The 15,949-nt window shown below is 31.0% G+C and carries 19 protein-coding genes, 1 tRNA gene and 1 riboswitch; of the genes, 8 read left to right on the top strand and 12 right to left on the bottom strand.

Annotation, left to right across the window (positions count from 1 at the left end):
* Positions 1-86: 86 nt before the first annotated feature.
* Positions 87-941: a peptidoglycan release complex glucosaminidase SagB gene (sagB, locus tag CD032_RS10530; protein WP_019468075.1), complete on the bottom strand. Its 855-nt coding sequence runs from the start codon at positions 939-941 to the stop codon at positions 87-89.
* Between the two features lie 164 nt (positions 942-1,105).
* Positions 1,106-1,330, bottom strand: coding sequence for a hypothetical protein (locus CD032_RS10535; protein WP_019468074.1), 225 nt, complete (start codon positions 1,328-1,330; stop codon positions 1,106-1,108).
* Between the two features lie 219 nt (positions 1,331-1,549).
* On the opposite strand from CD032_RS10535, the gene CD032_RS10540 reads away from it, so the two are divergent.
* Together CD032_RS10540 and CD032_RS13530 are read left to right on the top strand one after the other, a co-directional pair.
* On the top strand, positions 1,550-2,029 hold the full coding sequence (locus CD032_RS10540) for a sigma-70 RNA polymerase sigma factor region 4 domain-containing protein (RefSeq protein ID WP_019468073.1): 480 nt from the start codon (positions 1,550-1,552) through the stop codon (positions 2,027-2,029).
* Positions 2,030-2,296: 267 nt separating this feature from the next.
* Positions 2,297-2,461, top strand: a complete 165-nt coding sequence (locus CD032_RS13530) for a hypothetical protein (protein WP_231912212.1) — start codon at positions 2,297-2,299, stop codon at positions 2,459-2,461.
* A 4-nt stretch (positions 2,462-2,465) separates the two neighbouring features.
* On the opposite strand, the gene CD032_RS10550 is transcribed toward CD032_RS13530, so the two are convergent.
* Together CD032_RS10550 and CD032_RS10555 are read right to left on the bottom strand one after the other, a co-directional pair.
* Entirely contained in the window at positions 2,466-2,915 is a 450-nt protein-coding gene (locus tag CD032_RS10550) for a hypothetical protein (protein WP_019468071.1), read from the bottom strand.
* A 395-nt stretch (positions 2,916-3,310) separates the two neighbouring features.
* Positions 3,311-4,024, bottom strand: a complete 714-nt coding sequence (locus CD032_RS10555; RefSeq protein ID WP_019468070.1) for a transaldolase — start codon at positions 4,022-4,024, stop codon at positions 3,311-3,313.
* 286 nt (positions 4,025-4,310) lie between these two features.
* Between CD032_RS10555 and CD032_RS10560 the strand changes: the two genes are divergently transcribed.
* The 3 genes from CD032_RS10560 to CD032_RS10570 are packed head-to-tail and all read left to right on the top strand — an operon-like array spanning position 4,311 to position 5,395.
* Positions 4,311-4,616, top strand: a complete 306-nt coding sequence (locus CD032_RS10560) for a hypothetical protein (protein WP_019468069.1) — start codon at positions 4,311-4,313, stop codon at positions 4,614-4,616.
* Between the two features lie 60 nt (positions 4,617-4,676).
* The gene (gene crcB / locus CD032_RS10565) at positions 4,677-5,042 is read left to right on the top strand and encodes a fluoride efflux transporter CrcB (RefSeq protein ID WP_040030429.1); all 366 of its coding nucleotides are present in this window, start codon (positions 4,677-4,679) and stop codon (positions 5,040-5,042) included.
* The gene (locus tag CD032_RS10570) at positions 5,039-5,395 is read left to right on the top strand and encodes a fluoride efflux transporter FluC (protein WP_019468067.1); all 357 of its coding nucleotides are present in this window, start codon (positions 5,039-5,041) and stop codon (positions 5,393-5,395) included. Before crcB ends, CD032_RS10570 begins: the two co-directional genes overlap by 4 nt.
* A 77-nt stretch (positions 5,396-5,472) precedes the next feature.
* Here the strand turns inward: CD032_RS10570 and CD032_RS10575 are convergent, their stop codons facing one another.
* From CD032_RS10575 to metK, 3 genes are all read right to left on the bottom strand, one after another.
* The gene (locus CD032_RS10575) at positions 5,473-6,309 is read right to left on the bottom strand and encodes an aldo/keto reductase (protein ID WP_019468066.1); all 837 of its coding nucleotides are present in this window, start codon (positions 6,307-6,309) and stop codon (positions 5,473-5,475) included.
* A 453-nt stretch (positions 6,310-6,762) separates the two neighbouring features.
* Entirely contained in the window at positions 6,763-7,671 is a 909-nt protein-coding gene (locus CD032_RS10580; RefSeq protein ID WP_019468065.1) for a nuclease-related domain-containing protein, read from the bottom strand.
* Between the two features lie 93 nt (positions 7,672-7,764).
* Positions 7,765-8,961 carry a methionine adenosyltransferase gene (gene metK, locus CD032_RS10585; protein ID WP_019468064.1) on the bottom strand — a complete coding sequence of 399 codons (1,197 nt, stop codon included), beginning with the start codon at positions 8,959-8,961 and terminating at the stop codon, positions 7,765-7,767.
* Positions 8,962-9,072: 111 nt separating this feature from the next.
* A riboswitch (SAM riboswitch) is annotated at positions 9,073-9,185 on the bottom strand.
* Positions 9,186-9,341: 156 nt separating this feature from the next.
* On the opposite strand from metK, the gene pckA reads away from it, so the two are divergent.
* Positions 9,342-10,928 (top strand): phosphoenolpyruvate carboxykinase (ATP), encoded by a 1,587-nt coding sequence (pckA, locus tag CD032_RS10590; protein WP_019468063.1) that lies wholly within the window; start codon positions 9,342-9,344, stop codon positions 10,926-10,928.
* Between the two features lie 34 nt (positions 10,929-10,962).
* Here the strand turns inward: pckA and CD032_RS10595 are convergent, their stop codons facing one another.
* Together CD032_RS10595 and ytkD are read right to left on the bottom strand one after the other, a co-directional pair.
* Positions 10,963-11,760, bottom strand: coding sequence for an alpha/beta hydrolase family protein (locus CD032_RS10595; RefSeq protein WP_172459298.1), 798 nt, complete (start codon positions 11,758-11,760; stop codon positions 10,963-10,965).
* Positions 11,744-12,226, bottom strand: coding sequence for an RNA deprotection pyrophosphohydrolase (ytkD, locus tag CD032_RS10600; RefSeq protein ID WP_026034750.1), 483 nt, complete (start codon positions 12,224-12,226; stop codon positions 11,744-11,746). The genes CD032_RS10595 and ytkD overlap by 17 nt, the downstream gene beginning before the upstream one ends.
* Before the next feature lie 61 nt (positions 12,227-12,287).
* On the opposite strand from ytkD, the gene yidD reads away from it, so the two are divergent.
* Positions 12,288-12,524 carry a membrane protein insertion efficiency factor YidD gene (gene yidD / locus CD032_RS10605; protein ID WP_019468060.1) on the top strand — a complete coding sequence of 79 codons (237 nt, stop codon included), beginning with the start codon at positions 12,288-12,290 and terminating at the stop codon, positions 12,522-12,524.
* On the opposite strand, the gene menC is transcribed toward yidD, so the two are convergent.
* Positions 12,521-13,525: an o-succinylbenzoate synthase gene (gene menC / locus CD032_RS10610; RefSeq protein WP_019468059.1), complete on the bottom strand. Its 1,005-nt coding sequence runs from the start codon at positions 13,523-13,525 to the stop codon at positions 12,521-12,523. The genes yidD and menC overlap by 4 nt on opposite strands.
* 12 nt (positions 13,526-13,537) lie before the next feature.
* A complete protein-coding gene (gene menE / locus CD032_RS10615) occupies positions 13,538-14,926 on the bottom strand; it encodes an o-succinylbenzoate--CoA ligase (protein ID WP_064264383.1) in 1,389 nt (462 codons plus the stop codon).
* A gap of 373 nt (positions 14,927-15,299) precedes the next feature.
* Here menE and CD032_RS13145 point away from each other — a divergent pair, with 373 nt between their 5' ends.
* Positions 15,300-15,470: a hypothetical protein gene (locus CD032_RS13145; RefSeq protein WP_019468057.1), complete on the top strand. Its 171-nt coding sequence runs from the start codon at positions 15,300-15,302 to the stop codon at positions 15,468-15,470.
* A 293-nt stretch (positions 15,471-15,763) separates the two neighbouring features.
* On the opposite strand, the gene CD032_RS10620 is transcribed toward CD032_RS13145, so the two are convergent.
* Positions 15,764-15,852 (bottom strand) — tRNA-Ser (locus CD032_RS10620).
* Between the last annotated feature and the right edge of the window lie 97 nt (positions 15,853-15,949).

Genomic DNA, 15,949 nt, shown 5'->3' on the forward strand with positions numbered 1-15,949 from the left:
CCATAAACATTTTGTTTTTTTCACTGTCTACTTGACAGGGTGCAGTTCATTCCGACGGATTAGTCCTTTTTGAATAACAAAATTAATTATTCTTTTTTATGTTTATTGTCATCTTTATATACAAAATATTTATAATATTTACCTTCAGTTTTCATATCTTTATAAAAGTTTGACATTAGACTTGCGTTACTTTCTGCCCATTTAATATCTGTAGCATATTGATGTTCACCAGGATTTTTTGGATTCCAGCGCATGCTATACAGTGTGTTCTGATCTTTATTTGATAAAAAATGTTCATGTATAAAATTAGCGCCACCAGTAATTGCTTTTTCTGGCGTATCCCAACCGTGTTTTTTTGCATATTCAGCACCGGTTTTCACTGGATCTTCATCAAGTGCGCCAACTCCAAAAAAGTTATAATATTTCTTACCATCAATTTCAACACCACTAGATAACTCACTTTTAGCTGAGCCTGTTTCAAGTAATGCATGTGATATTAAGTATACTTCGTTTACATGCTTTTCTTTCGCTGCTTTTATGAAATCATCTGAATGTTCTAATAATATTGGATTATCAATTAACATTCTTTTGATTCTATTTTCATCAATACCTTGATATTTATCTAATTCTAAAAATTGGTATTTTTGCGTATCGCTTTCGATAAATTCTTTACTATCCATCGCTGCTTTAATCTCTGTTGAAGATGCATCTCTCCACGAATCATTATTTTTATTTGAAATTTGTTGGCTAGTATAATTATCGATTTGTTTTTTTGATGCTTTATTTAAAGAAATATTGAGCTGTTCTACTTTTTCTTGTTGATTAACTTTTTTAAAAAAGATTTGATCTGAAATCATTGAAAATACAACGATAACAGCTATCACTAACACCACCAATAAGCCAATAATTGATAGTATCGAGCCTTTCTTATGCTTCGTCATGTCCACACCTCATAGGTAATAATAAGAATATTAAGTTCTCTCTTTATAGAAATATACTATAAGAGACTATCTAAATTTAAATTCTAACACTAAATAGTTGAACGTACAATTTAATATGTTTGTTGTTACATATTCATAAAAAAAGTAATGAAATTTTAATTTCATTACTCTTGACTTTTATTATATTCCATCATTACAAAGCTTACTGCTTGAGATCTATTTTTATAATAATAACGATTTAAATCAATTGTTCCTTCAATTTCACCATCACGGTACATCATTTCTTTTGTTAGATTATTTATCATAACAAAGTCTGATTTATCTTTAATCATATCTAAATCATCATGTCTTGCAAAAAAATGTTCTAAATTTAAATGTGCGTAATCCATATAAACCTCCTGATTTGTTGTCCGAAGATAATACTAAAACTCTAAAGTGTTATATCTTTAAGTTGAATACGCGTTGATGTTATAAAACTTAAATTTTATCTATCTTATTATCTCTATTTAACACCTATTATCATTATTTAGCAAATGAAAATTACTATAATTTAAAATAAAATGATTTCATCCGGAAATCAAAGTTATATATAACATTGGAGCTACAGCATGTCTTTCGAACAAACTTATTTTCAATTTAAATATATTATTTTTGTGTTATTAAAAAAATATCATATTGAGTATAATCGAGAAGAATATACTCAATTACTTACTATCAAAATGTGGGAATTAACACAAAAATATTCACCACATCATTCTACAACATTAGAACAATTTCTATTCTTTCGTTTGAATTTCTATTTGATTGATTTGTTTCGCAGTCAAAAACAATCAGAAATCAAAATACATTCTCATTATTTAATAGAACAGCAAACTAATATGATTGATCATAGGAATTATCAACTTATGTATGAGCAATTTTTACAACTATTAACTACTAACGAAAAAAACTGGCTTAGATTAAAATTGCTTGGATATAAGCAATTTGAGATTGCTTCGATGTTAAACTGCTCTATTTCTACAATAAAAAATTACCGAAAAAAGGTTCAAGTAAAATACATTAAATATTACGGACTAAATCAAAAATAGGAGTTGGAAAATGACACAGTTTACAAAATTATTATACTTAAAATCAGTTGCTGGAAATGAAATCATAACAATAGGACAATATACCACACATCAATTTCACTATCCTACTTCAATAATGCCTACAATTACTTATCTACTTGAAACCTATGGCTTATCTCTCTCTTATCAAACAAAACAAGCTAAACAAATTTTAAAAATAAGAAAGATGGTCCCCATATTTATTACTCCACAAATCACTTTATTTCCTCTTAAGCGAGGCGTGCGCCCTTGCAATACTACATTAATGCAAATGCGATTGTTGGCATTAAATCAAATAATGATCAAACAACGATTTATTTTGAAAATGCTACATATATCATCGTTGATGCACCCTACACTTTTGTATATAAAAAATGGCAAGAAAGTATTACACTTTCTCACCTTTTAATTTAACGCATCATAGTGATCTATTGTGTTTATATTCTAATAGCTTTTTCGTAAAATAGCCTGTTACTACCTTAATTAAATACAGGCTAATTATCAGTAATAATACTGCACCAATAAGTGTCAATATAACTATAACACTAGATAAATCAACTTCTGGTTTAATAAAAAATTGGACTGATGACAAACTTGTCAATAAAGCAAATAAAAATAATCCTAATAAAATAATATATGTAAATAAAATACTAATTAATAACATGAAGAAATAAGTTGATGAAACTATTTTTTCTTCAAAGATATAATTTTTCAAAAATTGATTGGAAAACGCAATCGGTCGATTGAGTTCTTCTTCATGGTGTTTATCCAAGACATTTGTTAATACTTGGTCTAGTTGATGTTTCTCTTTTTTATTTAAAAACCATAAATGCTTTTTAACTTTCTGTTTAAAAATATTTGCCTTCATTAAAGTTTCTCCTTAAATGTATAACACTTATACTATCATTATAAAGGATAAGTTATTTATCTCATGGTTTCAATGAAATTATAAAAATTTTTTAATCAAATTACATTTTCTTAGTTAAAGTGGACTATCCGATAATTCTTGTTTCCATTGTGACTAGAAAATCAATTAACTCAAACCCACGCAAATCAACTCAACAATGTATTAATAATACAACTTTTCTGTGCACTCATCATCATTATTTCAACAACCGTATTTTAAATTTTAAAGTGTGTCAGCAATGTTGATAAAAATTAAAACACTTCCGTATCAATTCATTAAGCAATGAATTCTACGAAAGTGTTTTTTTATTCTCTTAGATTAGCATTAACTCAGCAATGAACTTACTGAGCTCACGATTATAAAATAGAAAGTCCAGAACTTTGGATGTCTTTCGCAAAGCCTTTGACTGTATCTACTGATAATTCGTTAACGTCACGTCCTAAATTATTATTCACTTTTTTAACTACATCTGCAGGACATGTGATAATATCAGCACCAATTTCATCAGCTTGGATTACGTTGATGACTTCACGACAACTTGCCCATAATAATTTTACACCTTTTTTACTGTGTGTAACCTCAGCTGCTTCTTTCATCAATGGAATTGGATCTACACCTGTATCTGCAATACGTCCAGCAAATACAGAAACATAAGTTGGAACACCTTCAGTTACAGCGTCAGTAATTTCTTTAACTTGATCTAATGTATAAACAGCAGTAATGTTTAAACGAACATTGTTTGCTGATAATTTTTTAATTAGAGAAATAGTTGATTCGCCTTTAGTGTTTACAATTGGAATTTTAACAAAAACATTATCTCCGTATTGTTTTAAAATTTCTGCTTCTTTTTCCATTGTTTCTAAATCATCTGCAAATACTTCAAATGAAATTGAAGCATCAGGAATTTCACGCACAGCTTCCTCAGCAAAAGCTTTATAATCTGTTACACCTGCTTTTGCCATTAAACTTGGGTTTGTAGTAAAACCATCTACTTGTTTATTTTTATAAGCTGCTTTCATTTCTTCAATATCTGCACCATCTGCAAACACTTCAACATTTAAATTTGCCATTACTAATTCCTCCTGACTAAAATAAATAATTCTATAAAGAATTATTTTTATAACGGTTTAAACCATACACTTTATTTATACCACCTTTATGTCATAAATTCTATTTTTCTGCTTATAGATGATGACTTACTAAAAATACAATAATTGGTTATCAACCTGGATTCACTATAGACGAGCTTTATAATTTATATTATTATTCACTAAAATATTTTTCTTATTGTAAATTTAGTTAACTTTAAGTTAATTTATGGTATTATTACATAATGAATTGCATTAGGAGGTAATTATGGCACGTTCAAAACTTTATTTTTATTTATCATGCATTTTAATTATTATTAGCTTTTATTTTAATACTAGAAACCCTCTATTAAATATGCACTTTAATTCAATGATTAAACTTATTTTTGTTTGTAGTATTATCAATGCTATTATTTTAATAATTGCTATTATCTTTTCTGATAAATCCGTTAAACATTTACATGAAGATTCAGACTGGATTCGACCGGTTAGTAAAATTTTACCTTATATCTTATTAATTGTGATCGCCATTCATATTATAGCTTCTCTTTCAACATTTGGTATTATTTTCTAATTTTTACTACAAAAGTTATACTACTTTTGTAGTTTATTTTTTTGAAAGGAAGAAATCATCGTGCAATATTTATATATGTTTATTGGCGGTGCCCTTGGGACATTCATTCGCTATCTATTATCTTTTTTAAATACTAATGATGGATTTCCATCTGGCACGTTTATTGCAAATATTATAGGTGCATTTTTTATGGGCTTGTTAGGTTCTTTAGCAATACGGTATTTTAGAAACAATCCACTACTTAAAAAAGGTATGACTTCTGGGTTTCTTGGTGCACTTACCACCTTTTCAACGTTTCAATTCGAACTTGTTGGCATATTACAACAACAAGCATATGTACTGTTCATAACCTACGCTTTACTTAGTTACATCATAGGTATATTTGTTTGTTATATCGGTGTTAAAATGGGGGCACATTTATCATGAGTCAAATATTTTTAGTTATGTTAGGTGGCGGAATAGGCGCAGTTCTTCGTTCTGTTGTTACAAACTTCTTTAACAATAAAATTGATAGTGCATTACCTATTGCAACACCTGTCGTAAATATTTTAGGTAGTTTTTTGATTGGTTTGCTCATGGGTCTTGCTTTAAATATTTCTTGGATTAACACATTTTTAATTGTCGGCGTTCTAGGTGGACTAACAACTTTTTCAACTTTGTCATCTGAGTTAGTTCAAATGTTAACAACAAACAAGCACGTATTTCACTTTATTGTTTATTCAATTTTACAATATGTAGTGTCCTTCGTCGCATGTTTATTAGGATATTTCATGGTTTAACTTACATAACAAAAGACCGTAAATATAGTTATAAACTACTATACTTACGGTCTTTTTCAATATTTTATTTCAATTTTTTAATGCCCACTATATTCTGAAGGATTTGGGCCTATTCTTTTATCTTCGTTTAAACTGTCTAATCGCTCTATGTGTGCTTTAGTTAACTCAAAATCAAATACATTTAAATTTTCTTGAATTCTAGTTGGTGTGACAGATTTAGGTATTACGACTACATCATGTTCAATATTCCATCTAATAATAACTTGTGCAGGTGTTTTATTTATTTCTGATGCTATCGACTTAACTGTATCATCTTCTAAAATCTGTGCATTCATTAGTGGTGACCAAGATTCTGCATGTATATTCTGAACTTCTAAATATCTTCTCAATTCTGACTGAGTGAGATAAGGATGAAATTCAACTTGATTAATCACAGGTTTAATCGAAACTTGAGCTAGTAATGCTTCTAAATGTTCTGCATTAAAATTACTAACACCTATATTTTTAACTTTATCATTTTTATATAAATCTTCCATACCTTGCCAAGTATCTATCATTAACGCTTCATCTAGACCTGGCCAATGCATTAAATATAAATCTAAATAATCTAAACCTAGTTTATTTAAACTAGTCTCATAAGCTTCAGCTACATTATTACGACCGTAATCATCGAGCCATAATTTAGATGTAATAAAAAGATCACTTCTTTCTAAACCTGTAGAAGCTAGTCCTTCTGCAATACCTTGTCCAACCATCTCTTCATTTTCGTATATCATTGCAGTATCAATATGTCTATATCCATTTTCAATTGCATGTTTAACTGCCTTCTTACATTCATCATTATTTTCAACTCGGAAAGTACCTAAACCTATGATAGGCATTTCATTACCATTATAAAAAGTTACAAATTCCAAATTTGAGCTCCCCTTTACTATTAAACTAACTATAATAATAATCAAAATTGGCAAACTATTAAATTAAAATGCCTAAATATTAAATAATTTGTTTTAAAATAGTTATTTTTGTCATTCATTTCGACTATAATTTAAAAATATAGACGTAAAATACTAAAATATCCTTTGTCACTTTCGCTAAACAAAAACACCTTTAAAAATTAAGTTTAAGCACATTTGTTCCAAGATTCAAGTCTCTATTGTGTTGTATATAGTTAGGATATCATTAATAAATGGAGTCTTGGATACTCTATTACTGATAGGCAAATAAACTTAAAACGAAATATTGAAGCTTGCGTTTAAGAAATACAAGCTAATACATATGAAATTTTGATAAAAAAAAGCCCATAAATAAATTTTCAAAAAATTCATTTATGAGCATATTGTATTAAGATTTATATTTTTGATACTTTATTAGTTAAATGTTTCAATTTCATCCATCACACGTTGTAAATCTTCAACATTGTACTGGATACGACCATGAAAAACAAACTTATTAAAGTATTCATCAAGTTGTTCTGGTCCAACTAACACTTTAGAATTGGTACTTTGTGCATAATTTGAAATAGTCACAGCACCTTCATCTTTAGGATTAAAATATAAGATTGACGTCGGTGTGAACTTCAAGTTTAATTCTGTTTGTAATTCACCAGCTAGTTTTTCAATTTCATTTAAATAATTTGTATAATTCACAAATGATAAAGAATCTTTATCATCATTTTGATCCATTACTAATGTTTGTGCCGTTTGTTTATCAAGGTTTAACGTATCAAACACTTGTTCCATCATCGGTTGTTCTTTGAATTGGTTAGCATTAATGCCATTAAACACATGACCTTTTAACAACTGAGAATCAATGAGATATAGTCCTGTACGCGTAAGTACTAAATGACTTATACGACGTATATCACTGAAGTTATTTTTAGGTAAGAAAATATTTGCCATGATATGCATATCTTCTGGTCGAATGCGTTTCTCATTAACTAGACGCTCGCGAATACCAATTAATCTCATATCCGTTACGTACTCACTTTTATTTTTTGAGAACAGTTTCAATGCATCTATTTCTTGATCTTTCGCATTTACTGTAGCTTCGTAGTCCTCTTTTTGTTTAGTAACTTGCTTTTTATTTTCAATTCTTTCTTTTTCTAACTCTTCATCATGTTCATCGCTAAGTTTTTGTTCTCTTGATTTATATTGCTCCTCGATGGTTTGCTGTGCTTTTTTCTTACTTTTCAAAGCAACTAAAAATAAGATTAAACAAATAACTGCTACGACTATTGCCACGATTAAACCAATTTCTATCGGGCCAAATGAATTCATAACAACAACGCTCCTTTATGTGTTCAGTAACTTAATTATAATAGATATGAGCTCATCATTCGATAGTAAAGTTAAAAAATAAATACTTCGTGCTTATATTTCTACGCTATCTTTTAATAAATTAACTTTATCTAATTTTTCCCATGGTAACAGTATATCTGTTCGTCCAAAGTGGCCATACGCAGCCGTTTGTTTATAAATTGGATGTTTTAAATCTAGCATTTTAATAATGCCTGCTGGTCTTAAATCAAAGTGTTTTCTAACAGCAGCTACTAGTTCTGTTTCACTTACCTTTCCTGTTCCAAAAGTATCTATCGCAATCGAAACTGGTTCCGCTACACCAATTGCATAAGCGAGTTGAACTTCACATTTATCAGCTAAATCAGCAGCAACAATATTTTTGGCTACGTAACGAGCAGCATAAGTAGCTGAACGATCTACTTTTGTAGGATCTTTCCCGCTAAAACAACCTCCTCCATGACGTGCATAACCACCGTATGTGTCTACGATAATCTTACGACCTGTTAAACCAACATCGCCTTGAGGTCCGCCGATTACAAATCTTCCAGTCGGATTAATATAAAATCTTGTATTATCATCGATTAATCCCTCAGGTACTGTTGGATATATAACATGTTCTTTGATATCAGCTTGAATTTGTTCTAAAGTAGTATCTTCTGCATGTTGAGCTGAAACGACAATTGTATCTATACGATGCGGTTTATCTTGTTCATCATATTCCACTGTCACTTGAACTTTTCCATCTGGGCGCAAATATTTTAAAATTTTATCTTTTCGCACATCTGATAATCGTTTAGCTAATTGATGCGATAAAAATATTGGTAACGGCATATAAGTATCCGTTTCGTTCGTCGCATAACCAAACATTAAACCTTGGTCACCTGCACCAGTTGCTTCAATTTCCTCTTCTGATATATTGTCACGATATTCTAAGGCATTGTCGACACCTTGTGCAATATCAGGTGATTGCTCATCAATTGCGGTTAATATAGCCATCGTTTGGCTATCATAACCATATTTCGCACGTGTATATCCGATATTTTTAATTGTTTCTCTTACAACTTTAGGTATATCTACATAAGTAGCAGTAGAAATTTCTCCGGAAATTAATGCCATACCTGTAGTTACCGTTGTTTCACAAGCAACTCGCGCATTAGGATCGTCTTTCAAAATTTCATCTAAAATTGCATCAGACACTTGGTCAGCGATTTTATCTGGGTGCCCCTCTGTAACCGATTCTGAAGTAAATAATCTTCTATTATAAGTCATAAATTAACTTGCTCCTTTGTCTTTGATTACGAAAATTCTCTTTGATTGAGCTCATTAAAAAAAGCCTTCATCACTATATGAATAGAGAGAAGGCCCTTATACGTCCATTCGCTCTTATCGTTCAGACGCTATTTGTCCGCAAACGGTTTGGCACCTTTCTTCATTGTAAGAAGAGGTTGCTGGGCTTCATTGGGTCCATGTCCCTCCGCCACTCAGGATAAGAGAATCCGTTAATCACTATAGTACCGAAACTAAGTAGTAATGTCAATTTGATATTTATTTAATTTCCTTTAAATATGGTGTGGACTAATCAATCATATGTGTTATACTCTGTAATTGTAAAGGCTTACATTAATTTAATAGCGTTGGAGGGATTTAGTATGGCGGTAGATACATACACTTACACAAAAAAAGTTCAAAATATTTTGGACAAGAAGACTTCATTATTTCAACAATCCACAACACAGTTGTATAAGAAAATTCTTAATAACAATGAAGGAGAATTAACCGAACTAGGTGCAATTAACGCTAAAACAGGTAAATACACTGGTCGTTCACCGAAGGATAAGTTTATTGTTAATGAACCATCATACAGAGATGACATTGATTGGGGAAATATCAATCAACCTATTGAAGAGGACACATTTTTAAAGTTATATGATAAGGTATTAAATTATCTAAATGAAAAAGATGAATTATATGTATTTAAAGGATATGCAGGTAGTGATCAGGATTCACAACTTAAACTAACAGTTGTAAACGAATTGGCTTGGCATAATCTATTTGCACAAAATATGTTTATTCGTCCCGAAACAAAAGAAGAAGCAGAAGAAATCAAATCTGACTTTACTATTGTATCGGCACCATATTTTAAAGCTGATCCAAGTAAAGATGGTACAAATTCAGAAACATTTATTATTACTTCATTTAAACACAAGGTCATTTTAATTGGCGGAACTGAATACGCTGGTGAAATGAAAAAAGGTATCTTCTCCGTAATGAACTACTTACTACCTAAAGATAATATTATGAGTATGCACTGCTCCGCAAACGTTGGTGAAAAAGGTGACGTAGCTCTATTCTTTGGACTTTCTGGAACAGGTAAAACCACGCTTTCAGCAGATTCAACTCGAAAGTTAATTGGTGATGATGAACACGGATGGAATGAAAATGGTATTTTTAATATCGAAGGTGGCTGTTATGCAAAAGCAATCAACCTTTCTTACAAAAAAGAACCTCAAATTTATGAAGCAATTAAATACGGTACGATTTTAGAAAATGTTGTTGTAGACGAAGAAGGCGATGTCGACTTTGATGATAACTATTATACTGAAAATACGAGAGCCGCTTATCCAATCAATCATATAGATAATATCGTTACACCTTCCAAAGCAGCACATCCAAATACGATTATTTTCTTAACTGCTGACGCTTTTGGTGTGTTACCACCTATCTCAAAACTCAACAAAGATCAAGCAATGTATCACTTTTTAAGTGGATTCACAGCTAAACTTGCAGGAACAGAAAGAGGTATAACTGAACCTGAACCATCTTTCTCAACATGTTTCGGTTCACCTTTCTTACCATTACACGCAAAAGTTTATGCAGACTTGCTAGGTAACTTAATAGATAAACACGATGTAGATGTATACTTAGTAAACACCGGTTGGACTGGTGGTAAATATGGTACAGGACGCCGTATTAGCTTAAATTATACGAGACAAATGGTCAATCAGGCAATTACTGGTCAATTAAGAGATACGGAGTATATTCAAGATGATATGTTTGGATTAAATATACCAGTGGAAGTTGATGATGTACCTCAAACATTACTAAATCCTATAAATGCTTGGAGTAAGCCAGAGGCATATAGAGAACAAGCGCAAGATTTAAAAGACAGATTTAAACATAATTTCGAAAAATTTGGCGATGAAGTTTCAGATTTAGCACAAAACGGTGGATTTTAAATAAAATACTAAATAAAGCACATGGACCACATTACTATTGTGGTCCATGTGCTTTATTTAGTATTTTATTTTTTTCCACTTGTGCCATCCATTGTTTAACTGTAGCTAACGCTTTTTTCATCGCAAATGGCCTTGGTACATGGCCTTCATCCATTTGGTAAAATGTTTGATAAGTTGTACCAATATGTTTCAATTGTGTTTCCAAATAATAGGCTTGGTGAATCCCTACTTGTTTATCTTTTCCTCCGTGTACTATAAGTATCGGCGGACTATCGGCATGTATATTAGTTATCGCATCTCTTTGCTTATATGCATTTTCTTTTTTCTTTGGATGTCCAACCATCCTCCTCAACATCCCCCTTAAATCTATTCTTTCCTCGTACATGAGACGAATATCGGACACACCACCCCAAATAATATAACTAGTTATAGGCAAATCCTGAAATGTAAGTAACCCTTGTAATCCACCTCTAGAAAAGCCTATCATATGAATATAAGCCTCTGGATATAGTGTATTTAATATTCGTATAGCAACCGTAACATCATTTAAATCTCTGCCATAAAATTCATCTTTGCCTTCACTACCATTATTACCTCTATAATACGGCCCAAATACAAGTGTTTGCGCATCTGAAAATTGCATTAGTCTCCCTGCTCTTACTTTGCCGACTTGCCCTTTACCACCTCGCAAATATACAACAATTCTCTTTACATTTTTATGAGGTTGCATTAATAAACCTCTAACATTAATGCCATCTACTTTGTAAGTGACTTCTTCAAAAGTATGGTCAGGTACTTCTATAGGCATTCTTTTTTTATGCATAAAATCCAAGTTCGATCACTCTCTCTAAACATTGTAAGATTGCAGCATCTTTCAATAAATAACTTTTACGTTCTTCTTTAATGTCTGAAATACTATTGAAAAGTAATGGACCTTCAGTTTCTAAATAATCATTTTTGGTTTGTAATCGATCTACTTTAACCATAAAAACATCTTTTGTAAACGGTAGACTATTTTGTCGATTAACACAATATTGAGCAATATAATGTTGGTCTTTGATATTTATAAGCGCACCTGTTTCTTCAAACAATTCCCTTTCACACGCTTGTTCACTCGATTCTCCTTCTTCTCTTTTGCCTCCTGGAAATTCTATGCCTCTTAATTTATGTTTGGTGAAAAGCAATTGTCCTTGATATATAGGAATAACCAAGACATGATCACCATCCGGGATGTCGTTTTCATCCTTTAATGATAAATAGACATCATCATTTTCTTTATCTTTAAACTTCACAAACATCAAACTCCCTTTATATATGTTAAACTATCATTGCTATGTAAATTGTTGGAGGCAAAATATTATGAAAAAAATCTTTCTAAGTCTTATCTATATATATCAACATTTCATTTCTCCGATGACTCCGGCTACATGTCGTTTTTACCCCACCTGTTCTGAATATACAAGAGAAGCTATAGAAGTTTTCGGACCCATCAAAGGTACTTGGTTAGGTGTTAAACGTATTTCAAAATGTCATCCACTCCATAAAGGTGGATTTGATCCAGTACCACTAAAAAAAGATAAAAAGCATAAACTTTAATTAATCTGAGTTAAATAAAACTTGTTTACAAAAGGAGGTTCAAAATAAATTGAGCCTCTTTTTAATATGCCCGAATGCGCTACAATATCATTTTCAAAATAAAATCCGTGTGGTGTAATATCACTTGGATAAGTGGCATATCGTGCTAATAAAGCCGTGAAATAACGACTCAAACCATATTCATACATACCACCAATGACAAATTTCACATGTTTTTGTTCCAATATTTCAATTATTTCCATGACTTTATCAAGGCCGCCGAGTCTAAATGGTTTTAATACCACAACTTCAATTTTATAATTTTCAACATAATATAAAATTGCTTTCAATGATACTGCCTTTTCATCAATGGCTATGGGAGGTAATTCAGAATCTTTGAAATCTTTTAATTTTTGTATATCTTTAAAAGGTTCTTCTAAATAAAGTATCTCGCTGCTAGAAAGTAGCATAACTTTCTCAAATTCACTATTTTTAACTGATTCATTAGCGTCAATGACGATTTGAGATTTAAATGGCAATCTCTTCAACTGTATTACATCTTCTAAAATATTTTCAGACCATTTTATTTTTACGCGTTGTGGTTGTGTGTCTTTTAAGTTGAAAATATGTTTATATGTTAGACCACTAACTGTAGCACCATAGGGTACATTAAACGTTTCCAATTCGTAAAAAGCCTGATAACAGGCCATCACAATCATACTTCGTGTAGCAGGATATTGCTCCAAACATTGAAGTGCATTTTGTACATCCGAAAAGCGTTCAAATTCATGGTTTTTATATGCTTCAAACCACTTTATTGTTTGGTCATAAACTACTTCTATTGTTTCATCTGCATACCAATCTGTTTCAAAAGCGTTACACTCTCCAAAATAATGTATATGCTTATCAGTTATAAACTCAACAAAAAGTGCTTTACGCCTGTCCATTGTTACTTTAGGAGTAACGATTGCATGCTTAAAATAATTATTACAAATATAAAGTTTCATTTCACTCAATTTCATAATTGCTCACGCCTAATTTTTTAAATGTTTTCGTTGCAATTTACCTGTAGATGTATAAGGTAATTCTGTTGCATGTTTAAAATATTTCGGGATTTTATACTTCGCTATATGCGTTTTAAAATGTGCCAATAATTCTTCATTTGATAATTCTGTTTTTGAAACATAATATAAATAAGGTACTTCTCCCCATGTACTGTCATGTTCCCCAATACACATTGCATCAACAATTGATTCATGAAGTTTTGCCACAGATTCTATTTGATATGGATATATATTTTCGCCACCGCTAATAATTAAATCTTTACGTCTGTCATAAATCATTACATAACCGTCTTCATCAATTTCTGCAATATCTCCCGTTTTAAAATAACCATTTTCAAAAGTAGCCATTAAATTCTCAGGATATAGATACCCATTCATAACGTTATCACCTTTGATAAGCAGTTCTCCATGTCCTTGATCGTTAGGGTCTTTTATTTTAACAAAAACATTTTCACTTGGTTTTCCAACAGTATCATATCGCTTCGCTAACATATTTGGTGATGCTGTTAAAAATTGAGAGCATGTTTCAGTCATTCCAAATGAATTATAAATTGGCAATTCTGATTTCAAAGCATTTTCAATTAAAGTACTAGAAAGTTTAGCCCCACCCAACAATATCTTTTGTATATTAAATGGTTGATCCAAACCTTCTTCCATTAACCATTTTAAAGTTTGTGGAACCAATGATACATGTGTTGGTAACTCTTTTTGGATTATTTCAAGAATTACTTGTGATTTGAACTTCGCTGCAATACGTACTGTAAAGCCTTCCATAAGTGCTCTTAGTATGACACTTAAACCAGATATATGATAAATAGGTAACACAGATAACCATTTTGTGTCTTGACCAAATCCTAAACTTTCTTTACAACCAACTGCACTTGCATAATGATTGCTAAAAGTTTGAGGAACTGCTTTTTGTGGTCCAGTTGTTCCAGATGTAAACATAATTGAAGCAATTCGATCCAAATTGAATATAGCCTCAAACGTGTTGTCAGAAACCTCTTTTCTTAATTCATTAAAGTCAATTATCTCTATGTCTTGTAACAATAAATTGTTAGTAGTAATAACTGTATCGGTTTCTATAGAGTATAACTGATTTTGCATTTCTTCTTTGGTTAAACGCGTGTTTAGCATCACTATTTCTACACCTGCTAACCACAACGCATTAATCAAAGTAATAGATTCAATTTGATTTTCTATATATATACCTATACGCTTTTTTTTCAATTGTTTTATTTGATAAGCTAATCGACTTGCCTCGTAATACATTGAAGCAAAGGTAATTTTATTGGTACCATCATCAATAAATATTTTATCTCCATTTTGTTTTGCTTGCGTTTTCAACCAAAATTCCAATCTGTCATTCCTCCATCTCATTGACCATTATAACGTTTTTACTTTGATTTAACAGAGTTGATGCATTTTATTAATTACTCTTACCGTAAATACATATTTATACTATTTGTTTACATTTCTTTTGTAAAACAGTCAAAATTTAAGTTGTATGCGATGAATTTTGGTGATATGATAGTAAAAATGACTTCGCTTTCAAATAATTATAAGCACATAAACAAAAAACTGTCTATGAAAGTATTTCTCGTTATCTTAATAGATTATTAAAGTGTCAGAGGTTCGAACTCTTCCCTCTCCTATACTTATAGCATAATTAGATAAGAAGAAAGATAAACGTTTTTAATTATATATATATGATGAAGGAGATAAAAATAAAATGAAATTTATCAAATACGAAATTGAGCAAGGCTTATATTATGACTTAATAACAATATATGCAAAAACAAACAAAAATACCCCGTTTCATTTCACTTTTTCAGAGAGCCATACACTAAAAGAAGTAAAAGATAGATTAGAAGACATTGCAATTAAAATTGATAAACCATAACGCTTAGTATAATTAATCATTAAGTAAAGAGACGGCATCCCATATTATTTAAAAAGATGGTTATATGATGATTCTTAATCTATCAATAACAAAATAATAATACTAGAAAGCCTTGCACCACAGGTAATACTGAGTTAATTTGTCAACGCTTTGGTCAATGGCGTAGAATTATATTTTTGGCCATTTTGACCATGAAATGACAAAATATTAAAAACCTATGCAAAATAAAAACACCGAAACCCAAATATATCAAAGGTTACGGTGTTTCAAAGAAACTCAAATTATGTAATTAACGGAGAGTGAGGGATTCGAACCCTCGAGACGCTTGTGGCGCCTACACACTTTCCAGGCGTGCTCCTTCGGCCAACTCGGACAACTCTCCAATATAGAATTAAAAAAACAGAAGCGATATTTCACTTCTGTTTGTATGACCCCGACGGGACTCGAACCCGTGTTACCGCCGTGAAAGGGCGGTGTCT

This window comes from Staphylococcus cohnii subsp. cohnii, assembly GCF_002902365.1.
GTDB lineage: Bacteria > Bacillota > Bacilli > Staphylococcales > Staphylococcaceae > Staphylococcus > Staphylococcus cohnii.

Coding starts and splice junctions, on each gene's coding strand:
- sagB (WP_019468075.1), bottom strand. CDS start 941: ATGACGAAGCATAAGAAAGGCTCGATACTATCAATTATTGGCTTATTG.
- CD032_RS10560 (WP_019468069.1), top strand. CDS start 4,311: ATGGCACGTTCAAAACTTTATTTTTATTTATCATGCATTTTAATTATT.
- CD032_RS10535 (WP_019468074.1), bottom strand. CDS start 1,330: ATGGATTACGCACATTTAAATTTAGAACATTTTTTTGCAAGACATGAT.
- ytkD (WP_026034750.1), bottom strand. CDS start 12,226: ATGTTTGTGAAGTTTAAAGATAAAGAAAATGATGATGTCTATTTATCA.
- yidD (WP_019468060.1), top strand. CDS start 12,288: ATGAAAAAAATCTTTCTAAGTCTTATCTATATATATCAACATTTCATT.
- CD032_RS10570 (WP_019468067.1), top strand. CDS start 5,039: ATGAGTCAAATATTTTTAGTTATGTTAGGTGGCGGAATAGGCGCAGTT.
- CD032_RS10580 (WP_019468065.1), bottom strand. CDS start 7,671: ATGAATTCATTTGGCCCGATAGAAATTGGTTTAATCGTGGCAATAGTC.
- pckA (WP_019468063.1), top strand. CDS start 9,342: ATGGCGGTAGATACATACACTTACACAAAAAAAGTTCAAAATATTTTG.
- CD032_RS10540 (WP_019468073.1), top strand. CDS start 1,550: ATGTCTTTCGAACAAACTTATTTTCAATTTAAATATATTATTTTTGTG.
- metK (WP_019468064.1), bottom strand. CDS start 8,961: ATGACTTATAATAGAAGATTATTTACTTCAGAATCGGTTACAGAGGGG.
- CD032_RS10550 (WP_019468071.1), bottom strand. CDS start 2,915: ATGAAGGCAAATATTTTTAAACAGAAAGTTAAAAAGCATTTATGGTTT.
- menC (WP_019468059.1), bottom strand. CDS start 13,525: ATGAAATTGAGTGAAATGAAACTTTATATTTGTAATAATTATTTTAAG.
- CD032_RS13145 (WP_019468057.1), top strand. CDS start 15,300: ATGAAATTTATCAAATACGAAATTGAGCAAGGCTTATATTATGACTTA.
- CD032_RS10555 (WP_019468070.1), bottom strand. CDS start 4,024: ATGGCAAATTTAAATGTTGAAGTGTTTGCAGATGGTGCAGATATTGAA.